The sequence below is a fragment of the Salinicola lusitanus genome (assembly GCF_003206045.1).
GTDB classification, from domain to species: domain Bacteria; phylum Pseudomonadota; class Gammaproteobacteria; order Pseudomonadales; family Halomonadaceae; genus Salinicola; species Salinicola lusitanus.
Window position 1 is genome coordinate 271,122 of the sequence record NZ_PZJM01000003.1, and the last position, 21,695, is coordinate 292,816.

Consider the following 21,695-nt stretch of genomic DNA (forward strand, 5'->3'; position numbering starts at 1 on the left):
GCACTCGGATCATTCAACGGAGGCAGACAATGAAGAGAACTCGACAGTGGATCGCGACCGGCGCTTTCGCGCTACTCCCGCTCGCGCCTATCACCGCCCTGCTCGCGGCTCCGGCAGCCCAGGCCGCAGTCGCTCCGGAAGCGCTGGTCGGCCCGGTCGCCGACTACAAGCTCTACGTGCTCGACAATCTGGAGCAGTTGGTCAGCCACACCCGGGATTTCACCGCCGCCATCGAGGCCGGTGACGTCGAGAAGGCGCAGGCGCTGTACGCTCCGACCCGGGTCTACTACGAGCGCATCGAGCCGATCGCCGAGCTGTTCGCCGATCTCGACGCCAGCATCGACGCGCGGGAGGACGACTACGAGAAAGGCGTCGAGGATCCCGACTTCACCGGTTTCCACCGTCTCGAGTACGCCCTGTTTCACGATCACAGCACCGACGGCATGGAGAAGTACGCCCAGGGCCTGATGGATGACGTCAACGACCTGGACAGTCGCGTCCAGGGCCTGACCTTCCCGCCGGAGACGGTCGTCGGCGGCGCTGCCGCATTGATGGAAGAGGTTGCGGCGACCAAGGTATCCGGCGAGGAGGATCGCTACAGCCGTACCGACCTGTGGGACTTTCAGGGCAACGTCGACGGCGCGCGGGAGATCTTCGAGCTGTTCAAGCCGTTGGCCGCGCAGGAGGACCCCGACTTCGTCGAACGCGTCCAGGCCAACTTCGACGACGTGGAAGAGACCCTGGCCGACTATCGCCTGGACGCCGACGATCCCAGCGCAGGCTTCGAATCCTACGACGAGGTCAGCGATGCCGATCGCAGGGCCCTGACCGGGCCGGTGACGGTACTCGCCGAGGATCTGTCGACGCTTCGCGGCCTGCTCGGCCTGAACTGAGCGGGCCCCGGGGTCAGTCGCTGGCCGCGCGTCTGACCCGCTGACGATCGTCTTCCAGCGTCAGGCCCTGATCGAAGCGCTTGAGCAGCAGTTCGCGGTGGTCGTTGACGAGACGCTTGGAGCGCTCGTCACCGACCGCCGCCAGCGCGCTCAACGCCTTCTGCAGCCGGATCCCGATCTCCACCGTGGAGGCCCCGTCCCGGGCAATCGGTGTAAAGAAGTCGTCGAACACGTCGGCCGTCGAGAGTGGCTCGACGAAGACATGGGCCGCAGGCTGTTCGGCTTCATCGATACCGTCGGCCGCATGTCTCATCCAAGGAGTCAGTACGCGGACCCCGCAGCCAATCACGTCGATGGCGGTGCCCGGGTCGTTGATACCCGGCGAGAGCGCCTTGGAGGCGACTTCGGCCAGTACGATGATGCCGAAGCGCGGATCCTGCTCGAAGCGCCGCGACGGGCCAATGGTGAAAGCGGTGCGGATTTTCCTGGCCCGCTCATCGCTGGTCTCGCCACTTGTCGCCAGTACGACGCCACTATCGACGAACTTTCCCGGCAGCACCTGCACGTAGATCGCTTCCCGCTCGTTGGTCGCCAACGAATCGAGCAGCGGCATGTCGATGTGCTGAACGTAGCCGACCTCGCCGGCACGAACGGGATGCAGCTCCGGCCGGCTGTGCGCCGGCATTGCCTGACCACCGAGATAGGGGTTCTCGATGCGAGACTGGAGGGCGTCGCTCGCCGCGCGCTCGACCTTGGCGATGGTATCTCGCACACGGCCCAACCGCGTCAGATAACCGGCCCACTTGATCAGTTGATAGACCACCAGCACGATGACCACGATCGTCGCGGCGAACAGCAGCGTGCGGCCATCTTCGTCGTAGACGCCGGCGGCCAGGGCGATGATGCCGACCAGGCTGAAGAGAAACGCACCGATGAACGTGGCCAGGGTATTCTGCGTGATGCGATCCTCGATCAGCAGCAGTGTTGCCCGCGGGCTGACGTTGCTGGTCGCCGAGCCATAGGCCGTTACCATCGCGCTCAGCGAGAAAGTGGTTACCGCCAGCATGCTGGAGGCGATGATATTGAGGATGCTGTCCACCGATCGTGCACCGATGCTGACGGCCGAGGGAACATCCAGCCAGGGCGACGCCAACCAGGCGACGAGTGCCGTGAGCACTCCGCCCAACGAGAACAGCGTGGCGCGATACCACAAGGATCGGTGTAGCAGGCGCCACACCCACCGAAAACGTCCTACCATCTCGCCACTCCCGTCCCTGAATCAGAATCCGCTCAGTCTAGGTCAAACCGGCGTGCACCGAGTGTTTTGACGGCGCTGGTCTATCCTGATCTCGAATCTGCCACGCCAATGACGGCGGGCAACACCGATGATCGGTTTCGGCAAAAGGAGTTTGCCATGACTGCCAGAACCCCGAAGCGAGTCACCCGCCACCGTTGCGGCAAGGGCTTCACCTACCGCCTGGACGATGGCAAGACACTCAAGGACAAGGCGTGGCGCGACTGGATCGCATCGCTGGCCATTCCACCGGCCTGGCAGGAGGTCGAGATCGTGCTCGACAAGCGTCACCACATCCATGCCACGGGACGCGACAGCGCCGGCCGAAAGCAGTACATCTACAACGCCAAGTGGCGACAGAAGCGCGAGATACTGAAATTCGACCGAATCGTCGAGTTCGCCCAGCGCCTGACGCCGATGCGACGCGTGACCGGCCAGCACCTGCTACTCGACGGCATGCCACGGGAAAAGGTCCTCGCCTGCATGGTCAGGTTGATCGATAGCGCCTACTTCCGGCCCGGCAGCGAGCGCTACCGTGAAGAGAACGATTCCTACGGCCTGACGACCATGCGCTCGAAGCATCTGACCATCGACGGTGACGAGCTGATCTTCGATTACCGAGGCAAAAGCGGACAGGAACAGCATCGTGTCGTCGAAGATGAGCGCCTGGCGACGATCGTCAGCGAGCTCGATGACATCCCCGGCTACGAAATCTTCAAATACTTCGATGACGAAGGCCACAAGGTCAAGGTCGATAGCCACGACCTCAACGACTACATCCACGAGGTGATGGGCGAGTGCTTCAGCGCCAAGGATTTTCGGACCTGGGCGGGGACCTCGATCGCGGCACTGGCACTGGAGGAGCTGGGGCCGGGCGACAACGACAAGACAAGCCAGGGCAACGTTCGCCAGGCCGTCGAACGGGTTGCCAAGATGCTGGGCAACACGCCTAGCATCGCCAAGGCGAGCTATATCGACCCGCGTGTCGTCGAGAGCTACCTCGACGGCCGGACGCTGGAGCATTTCCGCAAGCTGGTGGAGACTGAACTGGCAAAGGATGACGAACTGATCGGCCCCGACGAGCGTGCCATTCTCAAGCTGCTGCAGAGCCGACTGGACGCCGAGCGCTGAGGGCGGCGGATCGACCTATCGGCAATCGACGCCACCGGGTGGCCGATGCTAAAACGGAACCTCGTCTTTCTGCCATTCGTCGTCACCGGGCCGCCGGTCAACACGCGCCGGGACGGCGTCACTGTCGCACGACCTCCTTCAACCGTTCAGGAACGCCTCATGCCCCCCACCGCCCCCGCGCTCGATACCGTCGTCTACGTCGCCAATGCCGGCGATGGAACAATTGGCAGTTACCGGCTGGATCGGAGCGCCGACCAACTGATCCCGCTCGCTACCACGGAGGCAGCCGACAATGTGATGCCGCTGGCCGTCAGTCCCGATCGGCAGTATCTCTACGCAGCGGTCCGCAGTGATCCATTGCGGGTGCTGAGCTATCGCATCGAAGCCAGCACCGGGGAGCTGACGCCGCTGGGCAGTGGCGCGCTCTACGGCAGCATGGCCTACATCGCCACCGACCGCGCCGGCCGTTACCTGCTGGCCGCCTCCTACGGCGGTGATCTGGTCAGCGTCAGCCCCATCGATGCCAACGGCGTCGCCGGAGATGCCACCCAGACGCTTGGCACCGGCAGCCGCGCGCATGCCATCCAGACGACCCCCGACAATCACCACGTTCTTGCCACCAACCTGGGCGATGACCAACTGGCCCAGTTCTACTTCGCCGACGGCGCGCTCGCTCCCAACGAGCCGGCCGTCGCCGAAACCGCGACCGGTTCCGGCCCCCGCCATTTCGTCTTTTCGCCGAACGGGCGATTCGTCTACGTACTGGGAGAGTTCGACGCCACGGTAACGACCTTCGCGCTGGATGCCGACAGCGGCACACTGAGCCGGGTCGGCGTCTGCCAGGGGTTGCCCGAGGGCCACGGCCTCGCGCCGGGCATGCCCCGGGAGGAGATTCCCGACGGGGACGACACGCCTCGTATCTGGGCCGCCGATCTGCACGTCACGCCCGACGGGCGCTATCTCTACCTCTCCGAGCGCACCGGCAGCACCCTGAGCACGCTGCGCGCCAACCCGGATTCCGGCGAGCTCCACTTCGTCGGCACCCGGCCTACCGTGACACAGCCCCGGGGGTTCGGGATCGATCCCGTCGGGCGTTACCTGGTAGCCGCCGGCGAACTGAGCGATCACCTGTCGCTCTATCGCATCGAAGCGGCCAGCGGCGAGCTGAGCCATGTCAACGATGTCGCCACCGGCCGCAAGACGAACTGGGTGGAGATCGTATCGTTCGAACAGCCGTGATCGCCGGTCCGCTACCGGGTCACGTGAATGCGCTGGTCACCCACCGCTGGTATACTCGGTCGCGACCGCGGGTTGTCGACAACTTTCACGCACCGTCGCCGCGACCGATTTCAGTCCGAGTGCCGGACATCCAGGGCGCCAGAAGCCGACGTTCAGGCGGATATCACGTCCAGGACTCGAGAAAGCGTCGGGTGACCGACAGAGGACGGCGTCGAGCGCAGACGTTTCGAACCGAAACGGCGCGCCGCGCACTCGAGTTTCCGCACGCACTCGACACTTCGTGTCATTGCCAAAGAGAGGTTAACGAACAGACATGCCCAATACGCCGAAGATCATCTATACCCTGACCGACGAAGCCCCGGCTCTGGCCACCTACTCTCTGCTGCCGATCATCGAGGCCTTCACCGGCACCGCCGGCATCACGGTCGAAACCCGCGACATCTCTCTCGCCGCTCGCGTTCTGGCCCAGTTCCCCGATCTGCTGAGCGACGAGCAGCGCGTCAGCGACGATCTGGCCGAACTCGGACAACTCGCGACGACGCCGGAAGCCAACATCATCAAGCTGCCCAACATCAGCGCTTCGGGGCCGCAGCTCAAGGCGACCATCAAGGAACTGCAGGGCCAGGGCTATCCGCTGCCGGACTATCCGGAAGAGCCCAAGAACGATGACGAAAAGGCGATCAAGGCAGCTTACGACAAGGCCAAGGGTAGCGCGGTCAACCCGGTGCTGCGCGAGGGCAACTCCGATCGCCGCGCGCCCAAGTCGGTCAAGAACTATGCCCGCAAGTACCCGCATCGCATGGGTGAGTGGAGCAGCGACTCCCAGTCTCACGTCGCCCACATGAGCGAAGGCGACTTCTACGGCAGCGAGCAGTCCGCCGTGATCGCCAACGCCGGCAAGCTGAAGATCGAACTGCAGCAGAAAGACGGTACCCATATCACGCTGAAAGAAGGCCTCGCCGTCAAGGAGAGCGAAGTCGTCGACGCCGCGAGCATGAGCAGCCGTCGCCTGCGCAACTTCATCGACAGCGAGATCAAGGATGCCAAGAAGCGCGGCGTGCTGTTCTCGCTGCACCTGAAGGCGACCATGATGAAGGTCTCCGACCCGATCATGTTCGGCATCGTGGTCGAGGAGTTCTACAAGGAGGCGCTGGAGAAGCACGCCGAGGCGCTGAAACTGGCCGGTTTCAACTCCAGCAGCGGTATCGGCGATCTCTACAGCGCGATCGAGAAACTGCCGAGCGAACAGCGGGATGCGATCAAGGCCGACATCGACGCGCTCTACCAGGAGCGCCCGGCACTGGCGATGGTCAACTCCCACAAGGGCATCACCAACCTGCACGTGCCGAGTGACGTGATCATCGATGCCTCCATGCCGGCGATGATCCGCGATTCCGGCAAGATGTGGGGCACCGACGACGCCCTGCACGATGCCAAGGCGGTGATTCCGGATCGCTGCTACGCGACCATCTACCAGACCGTGATCGAGGACTGCAAGCAGCATGGCGCCTTCGACCCGACCACCATGGGAAGCGTGCCCAACGTCGGCCTGATGGCACAGAAGGCCGAGGAGTACGGCTCTCACGACAAGACCTTCCACATCCCGGCCGATGGCACCGTCGTCGTCACCGACGAGAACGGCCAGACGCTGTTCCGCCATGACGTCGAGGCCGGCGACATCTGGCGGATGTGCCAGACCAAGGATGCGCCGATCAAGGATTGGGTCAAGCTGGCCGTCAATCGCGCCCGTGAAAGCGGTTCGCCGGCGATCTTCTGGCTCGACGCCAACCGCGCCCACGACGCCAAACTGATCGAGAAGGTCGAGACCTACCTCAAGGATCACGATACCGACGGCCTGGACATCCGTATCCTCGCGCCGGTGGAAGCGATGAAGGTGTCGCTGGAGCGCATCCGCAAAGGCGAAGACACCATCTCCGTCACCGGTAACGTGCTGCGCGACTATCTGACCGACCTGTTCCCGATCATGGAACTCGGCACCAGCGCCAAGATGCTCTCCATCGTGCCGCTGATGAACGGCGGCGGCCTGTTCGAGACCGGTGCCGGCGGCTCCGCGCCGAAGCACGTCCAGCAGTTCCTGGAGGAGAACCACCTGCGCTGGGATTCACTGGGTGAGTTCCTGGCCCTCGCGGCTTCCCTCGAGCATCTCGGCAGCACCTTCGACAACGCCCGTGCCAGCATCCTGTCGGCGACGCTGGACAAGGCCAACGGCGAGTTTCTCGACAGCGACAAGTCGCCCAAGCGCAAGGTCGGCGAGCTCGACAACCGCGGCAGCCACTTCTATCTGGCGCTCTACTGGGCAAAAGAGCTGGCCGCCCAGACCGAAGACAGCGAGCTGAAATCACTGTTCGAGGAGATCGCCAAGACGCTCAGCGACAACGAGAAGGCGATCGTCGACGAGCTGAACGCCGTTCAGGGCAAGCCGGTGGACATCAAGGGCTACTTCCACCCCGATGGCAAGCTGGTGAGCGAAGCGATGCGGCCCAGCAAGACGCTGAACGCGGCATTGAGCAAGCTCTACCAGGCTTCCTGATCGGCGTACCGGCTCGAAGTTATCGAGCCGGTTTCACCGCTGCCACAACACCCAAAGAAACGGGCCCGTGCNNGGCACGGGCCCGTTTGCTTTGCAGGTCTACCACGAGCGAAACGTTGGCGCTCAGCTCGTCGCCAGCGCTTCGCCCCCCTTGCCGTTCAGGTGGGCCGGCACTTCCGGCTCGTCGACGGCAAACAGACCGCCGCTCAGGCGACGTACCCGCTTCATGAACAACGCGATGCAGATCAGCGTACCGATCGCCGCCACCACGTAGCTCATCTGCAGCGAGAGACCGAAGCCGATCGGCGCGTAGGCGAGATAGGTGAAGGTCGCCATGGTCATGAACGTCGCCGGGATCGAGGTGATCAGGTGCGGCTTGCGTGCCAGCACCAGATACATGGTCGCGACCCACAGCGCGATGACGGCCGTGGTCTGGTTGGCCCAGGAGAAGTAGCGCCACAGCAGCGTGAAGTCCATATGGGTCAGCGCGTATGAGACCACGAACAGCGGCGCGGCGATCAGCAGGCGCTTGACGATGGGGCGCTGGTCGACCTTCAGGTAGTCGGCGATGATCATGCGCGCGCTGCGGAAGGCCGTGTCGCCGGAGGTGATCGGCAACACGATCACGCCGAGAATGGCCAGCGTACCGCCGATGGCGCCCAGCATGGTGGTGGAGACCTCGCTGACCACGGCGGCCGGGCCGCCGGCTGCCAGGACGTCGGATAGCGTGTGATCGCCGTGGAACAGGCTCATCGCCGCCGCCGCCCAGATCATCGCGATGACACCTTCGGTGATCATCATGCCGTAGAAGATCTTGCGACCGTTGCTCTCGTTCTCCGTGGTGCGGGAGATGATGGGTGTCTGGGTCGCATGAAAACCGGACAGCGCGCCGCAGGAGATGGTCAGGAACAGCAGCGGGAAGATCGGTGCGCCCTGGGGATGCATGTTCTGAAACGAGAGCTCGGGAATCGGCGCGCCGGTGAAGATCATGCCCAGGCCGATACCCAACGCGCTGAACAGCAGCAGCGCGCCGAAATAAGGGTAGATGCGACCGATCACCTTATCGATCGGCAGCAGCGTCGCCAGCAGGTAGTAGGCGAAGATCACCAGCGTGATCAGCGTGATCGACAACGGCGTCATGTTGGCGAGCAGCGCCGCCGGCGAGGTCACGAAGACGGTACCCACCAACAGCAGCAGCAGAATGGCGAAGCCGTTGACGACGTGCTTCATCACCCTGCCCAGGAACTTGCCCGCCAGCTGCGGCAGGTGAGCGCCATGATTGCGGATCGAGATCATGCCGGTGAGATAGTCGTGCACCGCGCCGGCGAAGATACAGCCGACGACGATCCAAACGAACGCCACCGGACCGTAGAGCGCGCCGAGAATCGGTCCGAAGATGGGTCCGACCCCCGCGATATTGAGCAGTTGAATCAGCGAATTCCGCGTGGTGTTCATCGGCACGTAGTCGATGTTGTCACGCATGGTGAACGCCGGCGTGCGTCGCTTTCGATCGGTGACGAACACCCGCTCCACGAATTTTCCATACGTGAAGTAGCCCACTATCAACAGTAGGATCGATCCAATGAATGTAATCATCTAGGGCCCCTGGTGCTGGAAAGACGCCTTGTGGGCATCCGGCAGGTACGACACGGACCCGCAGGATCCGCAATTCGATAGAGCGCGCCAATTTACGAATAAGGCCCGCACATTACATCTAGACTTTAGTGGTGGTGGCGGCGCTTGTCTCGATGGGACTTCTCAAGCATGCTGGCGCCTTTCCAGCCACCTCGCCCACACCGTCAATGTTCAAGACTCTCGTGGCACTCCTTCTCATCGCCTCGCCGAGCCTGCTGGCAGCGATCTCCCCCGCGATGGCGGCAACGTCATCGACCGCTCCCGACCTGCTGGCACGCGCCGACGTGAGATATCAGCCGACGGCGGCCTCACTCGATCGACTGGCCCCGGACGCCGATCCCGACGTCGTCGCCCTCGGCCTGGGGATCATGCAATGCGCGCAGCAGCACGGCGTGGGAGAGAACGCCCGGCGCCTGGCAATCATCGACTACAGCCGCTCTTCACTGACGCCACGTCTCTGGGTCTTCGATCTGGCCCGCAACACGCTCCTCTATCGAGAGGTGGTGGCGCATGGACAGGGCTCGGGCGGGGACATCCCGGATCACTTCTCCAACCAAGAAGGCTCTCACGCCTCCAGCCTGGGCCTGTTTCTGACCGGCCAGACCTACGAGGGCAAAAACGGCTACTCCCTGCGCATGGAGGGCCTGGAACCCGGCTTCAACGATGCGGCGATGAGCCGCGCGATCGTCATCCATGGCGCTGACTACGTGGACCCGGCAGCCGGCGAGGCGCAGGGCCGGCTGGGTCGCAGTTGGGGGTGCCCCGCCCTGCGCCCCGGCATCGCCGATGGCGTGATCGACGTGCTGAAGGAGGGTCAGTTCGTGTTCTCCTACTATCCCGAGCGCGAGTGGCTGATGCGTTCCGCGCTGGCCCGGTGCGGGCAGGCCCGGGTCGCGCAAAACGTTCACGAGCATCGCTGGCTCGGCGCGCGCTGAACGATCTCCACGGGACGCCGGTTTCCGGACCTTGCCAGGTTCCCCCGCAGAGGCGACATTGATAGGGTGCCGGGCGTCGATGACCAGAAGAGAACCGGCAGTCGTCAGGGAGTTCCCCAATGCTGCGGCTGGGAATCACGCTACTGTTGAGCCTTGCCATGCTGGCCTCGCCGGCCAGTTTTGCCGTGCCTTTCTGGGGTGACAAGCAATCGAGCCCTATTGATTCCCCGCTCGACCGACTGCCTCCCGGCGCCTGGATCTGGGGCGGCGATGACGAGCGGGCCGGGCCGATGGCCGTCGTCGTCAGCCTGGCCGAGCAGCGGGCCTACGTCTATCGCAACGGCATCCTGATCGGCGTGAGCACGATCAGCAGCGGTCGCCCCGGCTATGAGACGCCTACGGGTGTCTTCACCGTGCTGCAGAAGGACAAGGATCACCACTCCAATCTCTATGGCAACGCCCCGATGCCCTACCAGCAGCGATTGACCTGGGACGGCGTGGCACTGCATGCCGGCGGCTTGCCGGGCTACCCGGAGTCCCACGGCTGCGTCCACCTGCCCACCGAGTTCGCCCGCCTGCTGTTCGACGCCTCGAACCTCGGGATGACCGTGGTGGTGGCCCAGGAAGGTCAGGCGCCGGTTTCCCTCGTTCACCCCGGCCCGTTGAGTCCGATCGATGCGCATACCGGCGCCGATGCCGGCATGCCCCAACTGGCCAGTGGCAGTAGCTGGCGCTGGGCCATGGATCCCCCCGCCGCGGGGCCGGTTTCAATGGTGCTGAGCCGCAGTGACCGCATGATCGTGGTCTATCGCAACGGCGTCGAGATCGGCCGCTCCCGTGTCGAGCTAGCTCGTTCGGATACCGTGACCGGGACCCGCGCCTATATCGTCGAAGGGCATTTCCATCCCCCGACCTCGCAACAGAGCGCTCACACGAGCCCCGGAAGAGACAACCGGGCACTGCCGATGCCCACCTGGATCGCGATCGGCGTACCGGGTTACGAGAGTACGGCCGGCCAGCGGGTACCGGCCGATCTGGTCAATCAGGTCGTCGTGCCGGACGGTTTCAAGCAGAAGGTGTTGCCCCTGCTCGCCCCCGGTACCGTGCTGGTCGCCACCGACGCGCACCTGGCTCCGGAGACCAGCGGTGGACGCCTACGCGTGATCGACAGCGTCGGCCCCCACGACTGGCTGGATAACGTCGCGACCGAGCCTCGTGTCGGCGCCGACCACTGAAGTCGCCACCGACGGCCACGGGGTGCGGGTAGGACGAGGCATGCGACATTCAGCCACTATGATCCACCCCGGAACTGGCCTATGTTGAGGGTCGACGAGCGATTCGACGAGTCGTGACACGTCAACGGCCGCAGGCGACCGGAGACGGTGCGGCCCCTGGAGCGCTTCCGCTGGTTCCCTTCACCTTTGGGAGGTTGCCATGTTCAAGTCTCTGCTGGTCCCCATCGATGGTTCCGAGGACTCCCATGTCGCGCTCAATGTCGCCTGCCAACTGGCGGCACCGGTTCAGGGCAAGCTGTATCTCCTGAATGTCCGCGCCCCCTATCCCCAGCTGCACCGCGGCGAGTTGCTGAGCGTCGAAGCGGCGATCAAGGCGGCTTCGGTGGACACCGCGCTCCGCGAAGGTCACGCCATCCTGGACGTGGCGCTGGATACGCTCCCCTCTTTTCCCGGTTACAACGGCGAATTCGACACCCTGGTCAAGCAGGGCTCGCCGGCCCGCACGATCGTTGCCGAAGCCGAGCGACTGGAAGTGGACGCAATCGTGATGGGCAGCCGAGGCGTCGGCCAGTTCAAGGGTCTGATGATCGGTAGCGTCTCCCACAAGGTGACCCACGTTGCCAAGTGTCGGGTGATCTGCGTACATGAGACCCCGCACCGGCACGCGACACAGGCGCCCCACGAATTCGTCGACTTCGACTGACCCTCGGCCTGGGCCGTCAATTCACGCGCAGGACTTGCGAGACACCAGGGTCACCACCATGCTGTGAGATCATCACGGGAGAGGTTCCCGAAGGAGAGAGCGCATGGCCAGCGGCTGGGCAAAAGACGGTGCGGTTCAGGAGCAGATCGACAGCACCGTGGAAGACGGTATCCAGGAAGCGCGACTGCGGCTGCAGCGAGCCGGGCCCAGCCTGGCGGTTTGCGAGGAGTGCGAGGCGCCGATCCCGGAAGCGCGCCGCCAGGCCGTGCCCGGCGTTCGGTTGTGTATCGCCTGTCAGGCCGAAGCGGATCGCCACCAGACGCATCGTGCCGGCTACAATCGCCGTGGCAGCAAGGACAGTCAACTGCGCTGAGCGGCTGGTCGAGCCGTCAGGCCGGCGATCTCGCCCCCTCCGGCATCGACTGCAGCAGTTCGAGCAGGTCTCGGATCACACGCCTCTGCAATTGCTCGGCCCGGTCCCGGGATAGGCGCCCCCGCACGGCTGGATCCGACTCCCCTGCATCACGGTCACCGAAGACGGCCTCGAACGGCACGTGCGGGAAGAACTGCTGCTGAAGCCGAGCATTCTCCTCGCGGTGATGCGCCATGATGCGTCGAGCCATCTCCGGGTCCATGAAATCCCTCTCACGCTGGAACAGCTCGTTGCCGGCGCCCAGCGTCCTGATCAGCCGTTGCTTCAGCCTGTCATCATGGATATCGCGGAAGAGCCCTTGATAGCCGGCGAGAATCTCGCAGAAAAAGGGATTCAGACTGAGATTGCTTCGATCCTGGTTGAAAGAGAGCGTCGACGGGTCCTCCACCAAATGGGCGAAGAAGTCCGTCAGCAGCTCTCCCCCTCGTAGCGCCTCCGCCTGCAGCGGTCTCACCGTCACATGAGCGGCCCCATAGAGCCTGCCGAAAGCCTGCCCGACCGCCAAGTAGTGTGGGTTGGCCCGGCGCAACGCCTCCTGGCTATATTCCGCGAATGACTTGCCCTCCTTGAACCCCCACTGCTGCCAGGCGGAGAGCAGGTAGTCATCCTGCCGGCGAATGTAGTAGATCACCTGGACGTCGTCGAAGTATTCGGCGAGCACCCGATGAATGCCCTCTCCTATCGGCCCCATCAGATGGTTGATGAGGTTCTCCGCGGAGATCACGAAGGTCGCGTCCCGCCACAGTGGCGACTCCTGCCAGGACGCCAGGCGCGAGCGCAGAGACGTCGTGTCTCCACCATTCTCCATGACCTGTCGAAAGAACTCGCGTGGGGTTTCGCCATGGGGATCGAACCCGGCATCGCCGGGCAGGCGAAGGTGCGGATCGGGCACGACGACCCGATTGTCGGCCAGTCCCGGGCGATTGCGGATGATCGCCCGCTGAATGCTGGTCGAACCGCACTTCGCATGACCGGGGTGAAGTAGTAATCTCATGGCATCCCCTCGCATGTAGCAAGCCGTAACGGCCCAGATTTAGGCCATTACAAACGCCAGGGCAACCGGTGGCGGGTGCCCGGAGGGCAAAATCCCAAAATAGGCTTGGATGCGTCGTCGAATCGACTTAGTGACGTCCCGCTCGCCACGGGAGTACACACTCAGCGCCTCACTGTCATGCGTCGCACCGAAGGAACCGATCCCAATGCATTTCGATCTGGCGGACCTGCGTATCTTCGTCCACGTGGCGGAAGCTAGGAGCCTGACGGCCGGCGCACAGCGCGCGCATCTGTCGACGGCGGCGGTCAGCGGTCGGGTCAAGTCGCTGGAGGCACAACTGGAAAGTCGTCTGTTCTACCGGAGCAGCCAGGGTGTCGAGCTGACCCCGGCCGGGGAGCGGCTGCTGCAGCACGCCCATCTCATCCTGCGCCAGGTCGAGCGTGTGAAGAGCGAGTTCTCCGGCTATGCCAGCGACGCTGCCGGACACCTGCGGATCTTCGCCAACACCACCGCAGTGATCGAGTTCATGCCCGAGGTACTGGCCGATTTTCTCGCCGCGCGCCCCGGTATCACCGTGGACCTCCAGGAACGAATGACCAGCGATATCGTCCGCGGTGTGCTCGACGGCACCGCCGACATGGGCATTCTTGGCATCATGGTGGGCGTCGAGGTGCCCTCGCGACTGAAGACGCTGCCTTTCAGCCAGGACAGGCTGGTGCTGGCGACACCGCTCGATCACCCGCTGGCCGAACGCGAGGAGGTCACCTACGAGGATGCCCTGGTTTATCCGCATGTCACGCTGCACGAGGGCAGCACGCTGTTTCATTATCTGGAGATGAAAGCGCTGGAGCTGGGCAAGCCACTGCCGGTCAGAATTCAGGTATTCGGTTTCGAATCGGCGTGCCGCATGATCGAGGCCGGGGTCGGGGTGGGTATCATTCCGGAGTCCTGCGCACTTCGTTATCGAGGCCACATGCGCTTGAGCGTGCGTCACCTGAGCGACGCCTGGGCATACCGCGAGCGCAGCATCCTGATTCGCGACGACCATGCCCTGCCCGGGTTTGGACAGGAGCTGCTGGATATCATCACCCAATACCAGTCAGCGCCACCTTTCTCGCCGGCGCAGCGCACACCCAGCCGACCATGAAAAATGCCCCGCGGCGCGGGGCATTGTCACCAGGGCCGACATCTGGCCCATCAACTCAAGCGCTGCATGTAGTCCACGTAGCCGAAGGTCCTGACGGTTCGCACCTCGCGGCTTGTCTCGTCGATCCGGCAGATCGCCGGCAGCCGAATGCCGTTGAAGGTGGTGGTCTTGACCATGGTGTAGTGTGCCATGTCGGTGAACACCAGCCGGTCGCCGATCTCGAGCGGCCGGTCGAAGGCGTAATCACCGATCACGTCGCCGGCCAGGCAGGTCGTTCCGCCGAGGCGGTAGGTATGGGCTTTCTCGCCGGGCTTGGCACCGCCGATGATCTCGGGACGGTAGGGCATCTCCAGCACGTCCGGCATGTGCGCCGTCGCCGAGGTGTCCAGGATCGCGATGGGACCATCGTTGTCGACGATATCCAGCACGCTGCAGACGAGATAGCCGGTGTTCAGCGCGATCGCTTCGCCCGGCTCGAGATAGACCTCGAGATGGGGATGACGCGCCTTGAAGTCACGGATCACCCGCACCAGGCGTTCGACATCGTAATCGGCACGAGTGATGTGATGTCCGCCGCCGAAGTTGACCCAGCGCAGGCCGGCCAGATACTGACCGAATCTGGCCTCGAACGCCGCCAGCGTCGCTTCCAGCGCATCGCTGTTCTGCTCGCAGAGCGCGTGGAAATGCAGGCCTTCCAGCCCCTCGACGTCTGCCGGCGACAGATCGACCGCCCGGGTGCCAAGGCGCGAACCCGGCGCGCAGGGATCATAGAGCGCCACTTCACCGGTGGAGTGTTCGGGATTGACCCGCAGCCCGCAGGAGACGCGGCGCGGCGCGGCCCTGACCGTCTCGCGGAAATGCCGCCACTGGCTCGGCGAATTGAAACTCAGGTGATCGGCGTAACGCAGGACCACCTCCATCTCCGGCGCGGTGAACGCCGGAGAATAGACATGGACTTCACCACCGAACGTCTCGGCGCCCAGGCGCGCCTCGTCCTGCCCACTGGCGGTCGTCCCCACCAGGTACTGACTCACCAGCGGGAAGGTGTTCCACATGGCGAAGCCTTTCAGCGCCAGCAGAATCCTGGCACCGCTCTCGGCCTGCACCCGCCCCAGCAGCTCCAGATTGCGCCGCAACAGCGCGTCATCCACCACGTACGCCGGCGACGGGCAGGCGCCGACATCGAACGGCGCCGCGTCGAGCGAGTGGCCGGTGTCGTGCGTCGCCATCAGGCCAGTGGATCCTGGTCAGGATCGAGCTCGACCATCTGCCACGGCAACCCCATCTCACCGATGCGCGCCATGAACGGGTCGGGATCGAGCTGCTCGACGTTGAACACCCCCTCGCCCTTCCAGATGCCTTCCAGCATCAGCATCGCACCGGTCACCGCCGGCACGCCGGTGGTGTAGGAGATCGCCTGGGACTGGACTTCGGCGTAGCACTTCTCGTGATCGCAGATGTTGTAGATGTACACCTTGCGACGCTTGCCATCCTTGATGCCGTCGAGAATGACGCCGATGTTGGTCTTGCCCTTGGTGCGCGGGCCGAGGGATGCCGGGTCCGGCAGTACCTGCTTCAGGAACTGCAGCGGGGATATCTCGACTCCCTCGACCTGGATCGGCTCGATACGGGTCATGCCGACGTTCTCGAGCACCTTGAGGTGCGTGATGTACTTCTCCGAGAAGGTCATCCAGAAGCGAATGCGCTCCAGGCCCTTGATGTTCTGGGACAACGATTCCAGCTCTTCGTGATAGAGCAGATACATCTCCTTCTCGCCGATGCCGTCGAAGTCGAACTTGCGTTTCTCGGCCAGCGGCGGCGTCTCGACCCACTCGCCCTTCTCCCAGTAACGGCCGTTCGCGGTGATCTCGCGAATGTTGATTTCCGGGTTGAAGTTGGTGGCGAACGGGTAGCCGTGATCGCCGCCGTTGGCATCCAGGATATCGATCCGGTGGATCTCGTCGAACAGGTTCTTCTGGCCGTAGGCGCAATAGATATTGGTCATGCCCGGGTCGAAGCCACAGCCCAGCGTGGCCATTGCACCCGCCTTGGCATAACGATCCTGGAACGCCCACTGCTCCTTGTATTCGAACTTGGCCTCGTCCGGATGCTCGTAGTTGGCGGTGTCCAGATAGGGCACGCCGGTCTGGAGGCAGGCTTCCATGATGGTGAGATCCTGATAAGGCAGTGCCACGTGAATCAGGATATCCGGCTTGAACGACTCGATCAGCGCGACCAGCGCTTCGACGCTGTCAGCGTCGACCTGAGCGGTCTGGATCGAACGCGGCAGTTGCTCGGCGATGGCCTTGCACTTGGCTTCGTTGCGGCTGGCGAGACAGATCTCGCTGAATACTTCGGGATGCTGTGCGCACTTGTGGGTGACTACGCCACCGACGCCACCGGCACCAACAATCAGGACTTTGCTCATGAATTCGCTTCCAGATCGGGAAAAGTCAACAGTGATAAGGTCTTATCGGTAGTGGGCAACTAACGTCTCATAAGATTCAGCGCACCCCGACCCGATGCCACCCCGGTCTTGGTCTCTCGTACCGTCCCTGGGAACCGGCGAGAGGTCGCAGATGATGACCTCGTCAGAGACTGGCCTCAAGACTTTTTCGCGTCAAATCCCGGTCGATGTTAGGAGGGATTCGTTACCATCAGACGAAACAGCGCGCTCCGCCATCCCGCCCTCGTGTGACACCCTCAACCGCGAGGCCCGAACAGTATGACGCCGGCGCCGACCAGGCAGATCGCCGCCCCCGTCACATCCCAGCGGTCGGGCAGGCGGTGCTCGACGAGCCATAACCACAATACCGAGGTGACGATGTAGACACCGCCGTAAGCGGCGTAGGCACGTCCGGCATAATCACTGTCCACCAGCGTCAGCAGCCACGCGAACAGCCCCAGGCTGATGGCCCCCGGGGCCAACCACAATGCGGAACAGCCCGATCGCCACCACGCCCAGAACGCGAAACAACCCGCGATTTCCGCCAACGCCGCAGCGAGATAGATGAGAGGAGTCGACAAAACGATAGCCCATGAATGAATGCCGAACAGACTGTCGCGTCTCGCGGGACATGCCGCAAGCCAGGCAGGCTTTATGATCGTGGCCGACGTCAGCGGTCGTTACCGGCAGACACGACGACCCCGGCCTGCTGCCGGGGTCGAGATGCGTTCTTCGGCACGTTCAGGAAGTCATCAACGCCGGCCGAGCAGAATCCCCAGGAACACACCGACACCACCGGCGATCGCCAAGGCGCTGATCGGGTTCTTCACCGTCGCTTCACGCACGTCATCGAGCTTCTCGCCATAGTTGGCCTGCAATTTGCCGGCGGCCTGCCTGGCCTTGCCCTCGCGGCGGAGATTGTCATCTTCGGTCAAGCCACCGACCGTTTCCTGAGCATGACCCTTGAGTTCCTCGGTGCGTCCTTTCACTTGATCTTCGTACATCTCGATCTCCTTGATTGCCGTTGCCGCAGCGGAATCATTCCGCTGACACCTGAGCATAGTTGGCTTAGAGGATCTCGACAAAACCCATGAGTTCCGAAAACCGCCGGACTTCGACGCAGGAGCGGTTTACGCTACGCACCGATCACTCCCGGAGCCTGTTCAGCATGCCACTACTCTCGCTTGGTCGTCTGCTTCTGCTATCGGCGCTATGGGGCGCCAGTTTCCTGTTCATGCGCATCGCCACCCCGGCGCTGGGGGCCTTCCCCACGGCGTTCTTCCGCGTGCTGCTCGGTGCAGCGGGACTGGTGGCGATCCTGGCGCTACTGCGCGTGCGCTGGCGCTTCGACGGCAAGCTCGGAGCAGTGCTGGCGATCGGCATGATCAACTCCGGTATTCCGTTCGGCATGTTCTGCATCGCCGCGCAGTACCTGCCTGCCGGCTATTCCGCGATGCTCAACGCCTCGACACCGTTGATGGGGGTGATCATCGGCGCCACGCTGTTTCAGGAGCCGTTGACGAGAGATCGGCTGGTCGGCGTCGCGGCGGGCATGCTGGGTGTCGGCGTCCTGGTGGGCGCGGGGCCCGTCCGGATCGATGGCGGCCTGCTCATTGGCGCCGCCGCCTGCCTGACTGCCGCGGTCTGCTACGGGCTGGGCGGGTTCATCGTCAAGCGCTGGGTGGCCGATCGCGGCGGCCTGGACTCGCGCCTGATCGCCATGGGCTCGCAGGTCGGCGCAACGCTGCTGCTGGCGCCCTTCATGCTCGGCCAGCTGACGCTGGCACACCAGGCCACTGCCTGGACCGACAGTGGCGTCTGGTGGGCGATGCTGGCGCTGGGGCTCGCCTGCACCTCGTTGGCCTACCTTCTCTATTTCCGGCTCGTCGAAGATCTCGGACCGGTCAAGCCGCTCACGGTCACCATGCTGGTGCCCGCGTTCGGCGTACTCTGGGGCGCACTCTTCCTGGGCGAGCAGGTGACCTGGGCGCATGCCATCGGCGGCTCGCTGATAGGCGTTGCGCTCTGGATGATCCTGTTCCGACGTCGGCGCGATGCCGTGGTGCCCCGCCAGACCGGCGATTGAGCCCGACACGCTCGCCACCGGATTTTCGCACTATACTGAAAATCGCATTTTGCTAAAAAAGGAATAAGCAATGCGTAAGCCAGAATGGGTGGGTGCAGGATTGTTGGGCTTGGCGCTGGTCCTGGCGGGGTGCTCCAGCACGCCGCCCTCGCCGTACGAGAAGGCGGCCGGTGAGTATGAAGGCGTTCTGCCTTGCGCCGACTGCTCGGGCATCCAGGTCGACCTGGAGATGATGAACATGGATGACACCGGCGGGGCCTATGTACTGAACAGCCTCTACCAGGGGCGCAGTGACGAGCCCATGACGACCCAGGGCAATTTCCTGGTCCTGAAGGACGCCGGACCGCAACAGATACCGACGATCTACGAGCTCAAGGGCGCTGGCGGTAACACGATCTATTACCTGCGGCCGCTCGACAACGGCGATCTGGAAGTCCTCGACACGCACATGCAGTCGATCCAGTCCGGAGCCGACATGACGTTGAAACGCCAGTAACGGTGCACGGTCGATATTGGCGCGCCGGGCTCTGCCCGGCGCCTCGGCGTCGGCTCAGCGCTTCAGTGACCGGTGCACGTAAAGGTCGTAGCGGCTCGTCTTTCCCTCCAGTACATGCTTCGGCGCGGGGCCATCGATCGGCGGAGCCTTCCGCGGACGCTTGACCACCACCCGATGCGTGGCGACATCCAGCGCCGCCTCCAGCAGGCGCGGGGCGTCGTCATCCCCACCCGCCAGATCCCGGAACAGTCGCATCTCCTTTTTGACCAACGCCGACTTCTCCCGGTGCGGGAACATCGGATCGAGATGCACCACCTGGGGCTCCTGCGGCCAGTCGCCGACCGCCGCCGCCAGTTCGGCCGCGCTATCGGCGTGGCGCAACGACAGTCGCCCGGCGATCTCCGCCACCTCATCGTCCGCCATCGCTCGCGACAGGGCGGCCTCCAGCAGCGCATGGATCGCCGCCACCCGCTCGATCATCAGTACCTCGGCCCCCAGCGACGCCAGCACGAAGGCGTCCCGGCCCAGGCCGGCCGTGGCATCGACCACCCGCGGCGTCACGCCCTGGCCGAATCCGCAGGCGCGCGCCACCAGTTGTCCCCGCCCGCCGCCGTAGCGTCGCCGATGCGCCGCCGCGCCGGAGACGAAATCGGCCCGGACCGGAAGACCGTAACGCTGGGTGTCACCGGCGATCTCGAGCCCTTGCCCGGCGCGCTGCAGAACCAGCCCGTCCGCAGGTGCCGAGGCGGCCCAGGGCAGGCCGTAGCGCGCGGCCAGATCGACCAGCGACTCCCCGACCACGATCAGCGGCGGGGCCGCCTCGCTCATGTCGCCCATACGAACAGGGCGATACCCAGCAGCAGTCGGTAGATCACGAAAGGCATCATGCCGATCTTGTCCAGCGCGACCAGGAACAGCCTGATGCAGAGCCAGGCCGCCACGAACGAGAACGCCACTCCCAGAAAGATCTCGTGCCACTGCGTCGTAGTGCCCGCCTGGACCAGCTCCACGCCTTTCAACGAGCCCGCCGCCAGAATCAGCGGAATCGACAACAGGAACGAGAAACGCGCCGCCGCCTGGCGGGTGAAACCGAGCATCAGGGCCGCCGTCATGGTGATTCCCGAGCGAGAGGTGCCGGGAATCAAGGCAATGGCCTGGGCGAGACCGATCAACAGCGCCGTCTTGAGTGACATCGTTTCGATCGGGCGTATCCGGGAGCCCCGCTTGTCGGCGATACCCAGCAATACGCCGAAAACGATCGTCGTCGTCGCGATCACCAGCACGGAGCGCCCCGCGCTCTCGACCCAATCCTCGATCAACAGCCCGAAGATGACCGCCGGAATAGTACCGACGATGATCGCCCACCCGAGGCGGCTCTCCGGCGTCTGCCCCCGCTCGCCGAACTGAGTGAACCAGGCGTGGAGAATACGCCAGACTTCATGTCGAAACGCGAACAGCACGGCGCCCAGAGAGCCGATATGGACTGCCACGTCGAAGGCCAGCCCCTGATCGGACCAGCCGAAGAGCTGGGAGGGCAAAATCAGATGTGCAGAGGAGGAGATGGGCAGGAATTCCGTCAAACCCTGGATGATGGCGAGTGCGGCCAGTTGCAAAACATCCATTTTCTTTCGATATCCTTGTTCGAGGAGGTCGCCATCGTGGACCTCGATCTTTCACGCCTTACGCCACGCCACCTCATCACGCAGATAGACGGGAATTACCTCGTGAGGCGCGCTGCCGCGCGCGCCACGCTCCCATGATGTGGCGGCCAGACGCACGAGATCCTCCGCCGCCGGTAGTTCGTCGGGGAGGGTTTGCGGCAATGCAACCTGTACATCGACAGGTATATTAGACAAAAGTTGCCAACCGCTGCCTATCCCCAGCCACTCGATATCGCGATCCGTGTCGGGCAGACGCAATCGCGAAGGCGGCATGACGCGTGGCTCGAGCGCCACGGTCAAGGCGCCGTCATGGCAGTGATAGGCCGCGACATAGATCTCGTCCATGCGGGCGTCGAGGGCGGCGATGACGTGCCGGGCGTGCCATTTGCGGTGAGCCGCGAGCGCCAGGGCTTCCAGGGTGGAAACGCCGATCAGCGGCAGGTCGGCGCCGTAGGCGAGCCCCTGGGCGATGCCAGCGGCGATTCGCAGGCCGGTGAACGAACCCGGGCCATGGCCATAGGCGACCGCGTCGAGCTGGGCCAGGGTCACGCCGGCTTCCGCCAGCACCTCGTCGATCATCGGCAGCAGCAGCCGGGTGTGTTCACGGGGGGCAATCTCGAAACGCTGAACGATCTGGTGATTCCATATCAGCGCGCAGGAGCAGGCAGTAGAGGAGGCGTCCAGCGCCAGCAACGTCGGCATCGGTTTCCCGGGGAATGGCAGCATCAAGGAGGTGGCGAGTATAGCGCCATCGCGATGTCAAAACGATGGCTCCGCCAGGAGGCGGAGCCATTCGGGATGATCAGTGGGTCGGCG

General features: G+C 63.9%; 21 protein-coding genes. 11 read left to right on the forward strand and 10 right to left on the reverse strand.

Annotation, left to right across the window (positions count from 1 at the left end):
* The first annotated feature begins 29 nt into the window (after positions 1–29).
* Complete coding sequence (gene efeO, locus DOM45_RS04980; protein ID WP_110598422.1) at positions 30–893, forward strand: iron uptake system protein EfeO; 864 nt, start codon at positions 30–32, stop codon at positions 891–893.
* Positions 894–906: 13 nt separating this feature from the next.
* Here efeO and DOM45_RS04985 read toward each other — a convergent pair whose 3' ends face one another.
* Positions 907–2,151, reverse strand: coding sequence for a DUF2254 domain-containing protein (locus tag DOM45_RS04985; protein ID WP_110598423.1), 1,245 nt, complete (start codon positions 2,149–2,151; stop codon positions 907–909).
* A 156-nt stretch (positions 2,152–2,307) separates the two neighbouring features.
* On the opposite strand from DOM45_RS04985, the gene DOM45_RS04990 reads away from it, so the two are divergent.
* From DOM45_RS04990 to DOM45_RS05000, 3 genes are all read left to right on the forward strand, one after another.
* Positions 2,308–3,318 carry a DNA topoisomerase IB gene (locus DOM45_RS04990; RefSeq protein ID WP_110598424.1) on the forward strand — a complete coding sequence of 337 codons (1,011 nt, stop codon included), beginning with the start codon at positions 2,308–2,310 and terminating at the stop codon, positions 3,316–3,318.
* A 159-nt stretch (positions 3,319–3,477) separates the two neighbouring features.
* On the forward strand, positions 3,478–4,557 hold the full coding sequence (locus DOM45_RS04995) for a lactonase family protein (RefSeq protein WP_157958350.1): 1,080 nt from the start codon (positions 3,478–3,480) through the stop codon (positions 4,555–4,557).
* A gap of 313 nt (positions 4,558–4,870) precedes the next feature.
* On the forward strand, positions 4,871–7,108 hold the full coding sequence (locus DOM45_RS05000; protein ID WP_110598426.1) for an NADP-dependent isocitrate dehydrogenase: 2,238 nt from the start codon (positions 4,871–4,873) through the stop codon (positions 7,106–7,108).
* 123 nt (positions 7,109–7,231) lie between these two features.
* On the opposite strand, the gene DOM45_RS05005 is transcribed toward DOM45_RS05000, so the two are convergent.
* Positions 7,232–8,704: a carbon starvation CstA family protein gene (locus DOM45_RS05005; protein WP_110598427.1), complete on the reverse strand. Its 1,473-nt coding sequence runs from the start codon at positions 8,702–8,704 to the stop codon at positions 7,232–7,234.
* 221 nt (positions 8,705–8,925) lie between these two features.
* On the opposite strand from DOM45_RS05005, the gene DOM45_RS05010 reads away from it, so the two are divergent.
* The 4 genes from DOM45_RS05010 to DOM45_RS05025 all read left to right on the forward strand — a co-directional run bounded on the left by DOM45_RS05010 (position 8,926) and on the right by DOM45_RS05025 (position 11,989).
* Positions 8,926–9,678, forward strand: a complete 753-nt coding sequence (locus DOM45_RS05010) for a murein L,D-transpeptidase catalytic domain family protein (protein WP_240612291.1) — start codon at positions 8,926–8,928, stop codon at positions 9,676–9,678.
* A gap of 119 nt (positions 9,679–9,797) precedes the next feature.
* The gene (locus tag DOM45_RS05015; RefSeq protein WP_110598429.1) at positions 9,798–10,913 is read left to right on the forward strand and encodes a L,D-transpeptidase; all 1,116 of its coding nucleotides are present in this window, start codon (positions 9,798–9,800) and stop codon (positions 10,911–10,913) included.
* A gap of 199 nt (positions 10,914–11,112) precedes the next feature.
* Positions 11,113–11,616 carry a universal stress protein gene (locus DOM45_RS05020; RefSeq protein WP_110598430.1) on the forward strand — a complete coding sequence of 168 codons (504 nt, stop codon included), beginning with the start codon at positions 11,113–11,115 and terminating at the stop codon, positions 11,614–11,616.
* A 103-nt stretch (positions 11,617–11,719) separates the two neighbouring features.
* A complete protein-coding gene (locus DOM45_RS05025) occupies positions 11,720–11,989 on the forward strand; it encodes a DksA/TraR family C4-type zinc finger protein (RefSeq protein ID WP_110598431.1) in 270 nt (89 codons plus the stop codon).
* Between the two features lie 16 nt (positions 11,990–12,005).
* Here DOM45_RS05025 and DOM45_RS05030 read toward each other — a convergent pair whose 3' ends face one another.
* Entirely contained in the window at positions 12,006–13,043 is a 1,038-nt protein-coding gene (locus DOM45_RS05030; RefSeq protein ID WP_110598432.1) for a hypothetical protein, read from the reverse strand.
* A gap of 205 nt (positions 13,044–13,248) precedes the next feature.
* Between DOM45_RS05030 and DOM45_RS05035 the strand changes: the two genes are divergently transcribed.
* A complete protein-coding gene (locus DOM45_RS05035; protein WP_110598433.1) occupies positions 13,249–14,190 on the forward strand; it encodes a LysR family transcriptional regulator in 942 nt (313 codons plus the stop codon).
* Between the two features lie 50 nt (positions 14,191–14,240).
* Here DOM45_RS05035 and nspC read toward each other — a convergent pair whose 3' ends face one another.
* The 4 genes from nspC to DOM45_RS05055 all read right to left on the reverse strand — a co-directional run bounded on the left by nspC (position 14,241) and on the right by DOM45_RS05055 (position 17,640).
* Complete coding sequence (gene nspC, locus DOM45_RS05040; RefSeq protein WP_110598434.1) at positions 14,241–15,419, reverse strand: carboxynorspermidine decarboxylase; 1,179 nt, start codon at positions 15,417–15,419, stop codon at positions 14,241–14,243.
* Entirely contained in the window at positions 15,419–16,618 is a 1,200-nt protein-coding gene (locus DOM45_RS05045; RefSeq protein WP_110598435.1) for a saccharopine dehydrogenase family protein, read from the reverse strand. The genes nspC and DOM45_RS05045 overlap by 1 nt, the downstream gene beginning before the upstream one ends.
* 275 nt (positions 16,619–16,893) lie before the next feature.
* On the reverse strand, positions 16,894–17,217 hold the full coding sequence (locus tag DOM45_RS05050; RefSeq protein ID WP_110598436.1) for a YnfA family protein: 324 nt from the start codon (positions 17,215–17,217) through the stop codon (positions 16,894–16,896).
* A 171-nt stretch (positions 17,218–17,388) separates the two neighbouring features.
* Positions 17,389–17,640: a CsbD family protein gene (locus DOM45_RS05055; RefSeq protein ID WP_110598437.1), complete on the reverse strand. Its 252-nt coding sequence runs from the start codon at positions 17,638–17,640 to the stop codon at positions 17,389–17,391.
* A gap of 86 nt (positions 17,641–17,726) precedes the next feature.
* On the opposite strand from DOM45_RS05055, the gene DOM45_RS05060 reads away from it, so the two are divergent.
* Together DOM45_RS05060 and DOM45_RS05065 are read left to right on the forward strand one after the other, a co-directional pair.
* Entirely contained in the window at positions 17,727–18,722 is a 996-nt protein-coding gene (locus DOM45_RS05060) for a DMT family transporter (protein WP_240612292.1), read from the forward strand.
* Positions 18,723–18,792: 70 nt separating this feature from the next.
* On the forward strand, positions 18,793–19,218 hold the full coding sequence (locus DOM45_RS05065) for a copper resistance protein NlpE (RefSeq protein ID WP_110598438.1): 426 nt from the start codon (positions 18,793–18,795) through the stop codon (positions 19,216–19,218).
* A 54-nt stretch (positions 19,219–19,272) separates the two neighbouring features.
* Here DOM45_RS05065 and DOM45_RS05070 read toward each other — a convergent pair whose 3' ends face one another.
* The 3 genes from DOM45_RS05070 to tsaB are packed head-to-tail and all read right to left on the reverse strand — an operon-like array spanning position 19,273 to position 21,581.
* Positions 19,273–20,046: a class I SAM-dependent methyltransferase gene (locus DOM45_RS05070; RefSeq protein ID WP_110598968.1), complete on the reverse strand. Its 774-nt coding sequence runs from the start codon at positions 20,044–20,046 to the stop codon at positions 19,273–19,275.
* A complete protein-coding gene (locus DOM45_RS05075) occupies positions 20,043–20,840 on the reverse strand; it encodes an undecaprenyl-diphosphate phosphatase (protein ID WP_110598439.1) in 798 nt (265 codons plus the stop codon). The genes DOM45_RS05070 and DOM45_RS05075 overlap by 4 nt, the downstream gene beginning before the upstream one ends.
* Positions 20,841–20,891: 51 nt before the next feature.
* Positions 20,892–21,581: a tRNA (adenosine(37)-N6)-threonylcarbamoyltransferase complex dimerization subunit type 1 TsaB gene (gene tsaB, locus DOM45_RS05080; RefSeq protein WP_110598440.1), complete on the reverse strand. Its 690-nt coding sequence runs from the start codon at positions 21,579–21,581 to the stop codon at positions 20,892–20,894.
* Between the last annotated feature and the right edge of the window lie 114 nt (positions 21,582–21,695).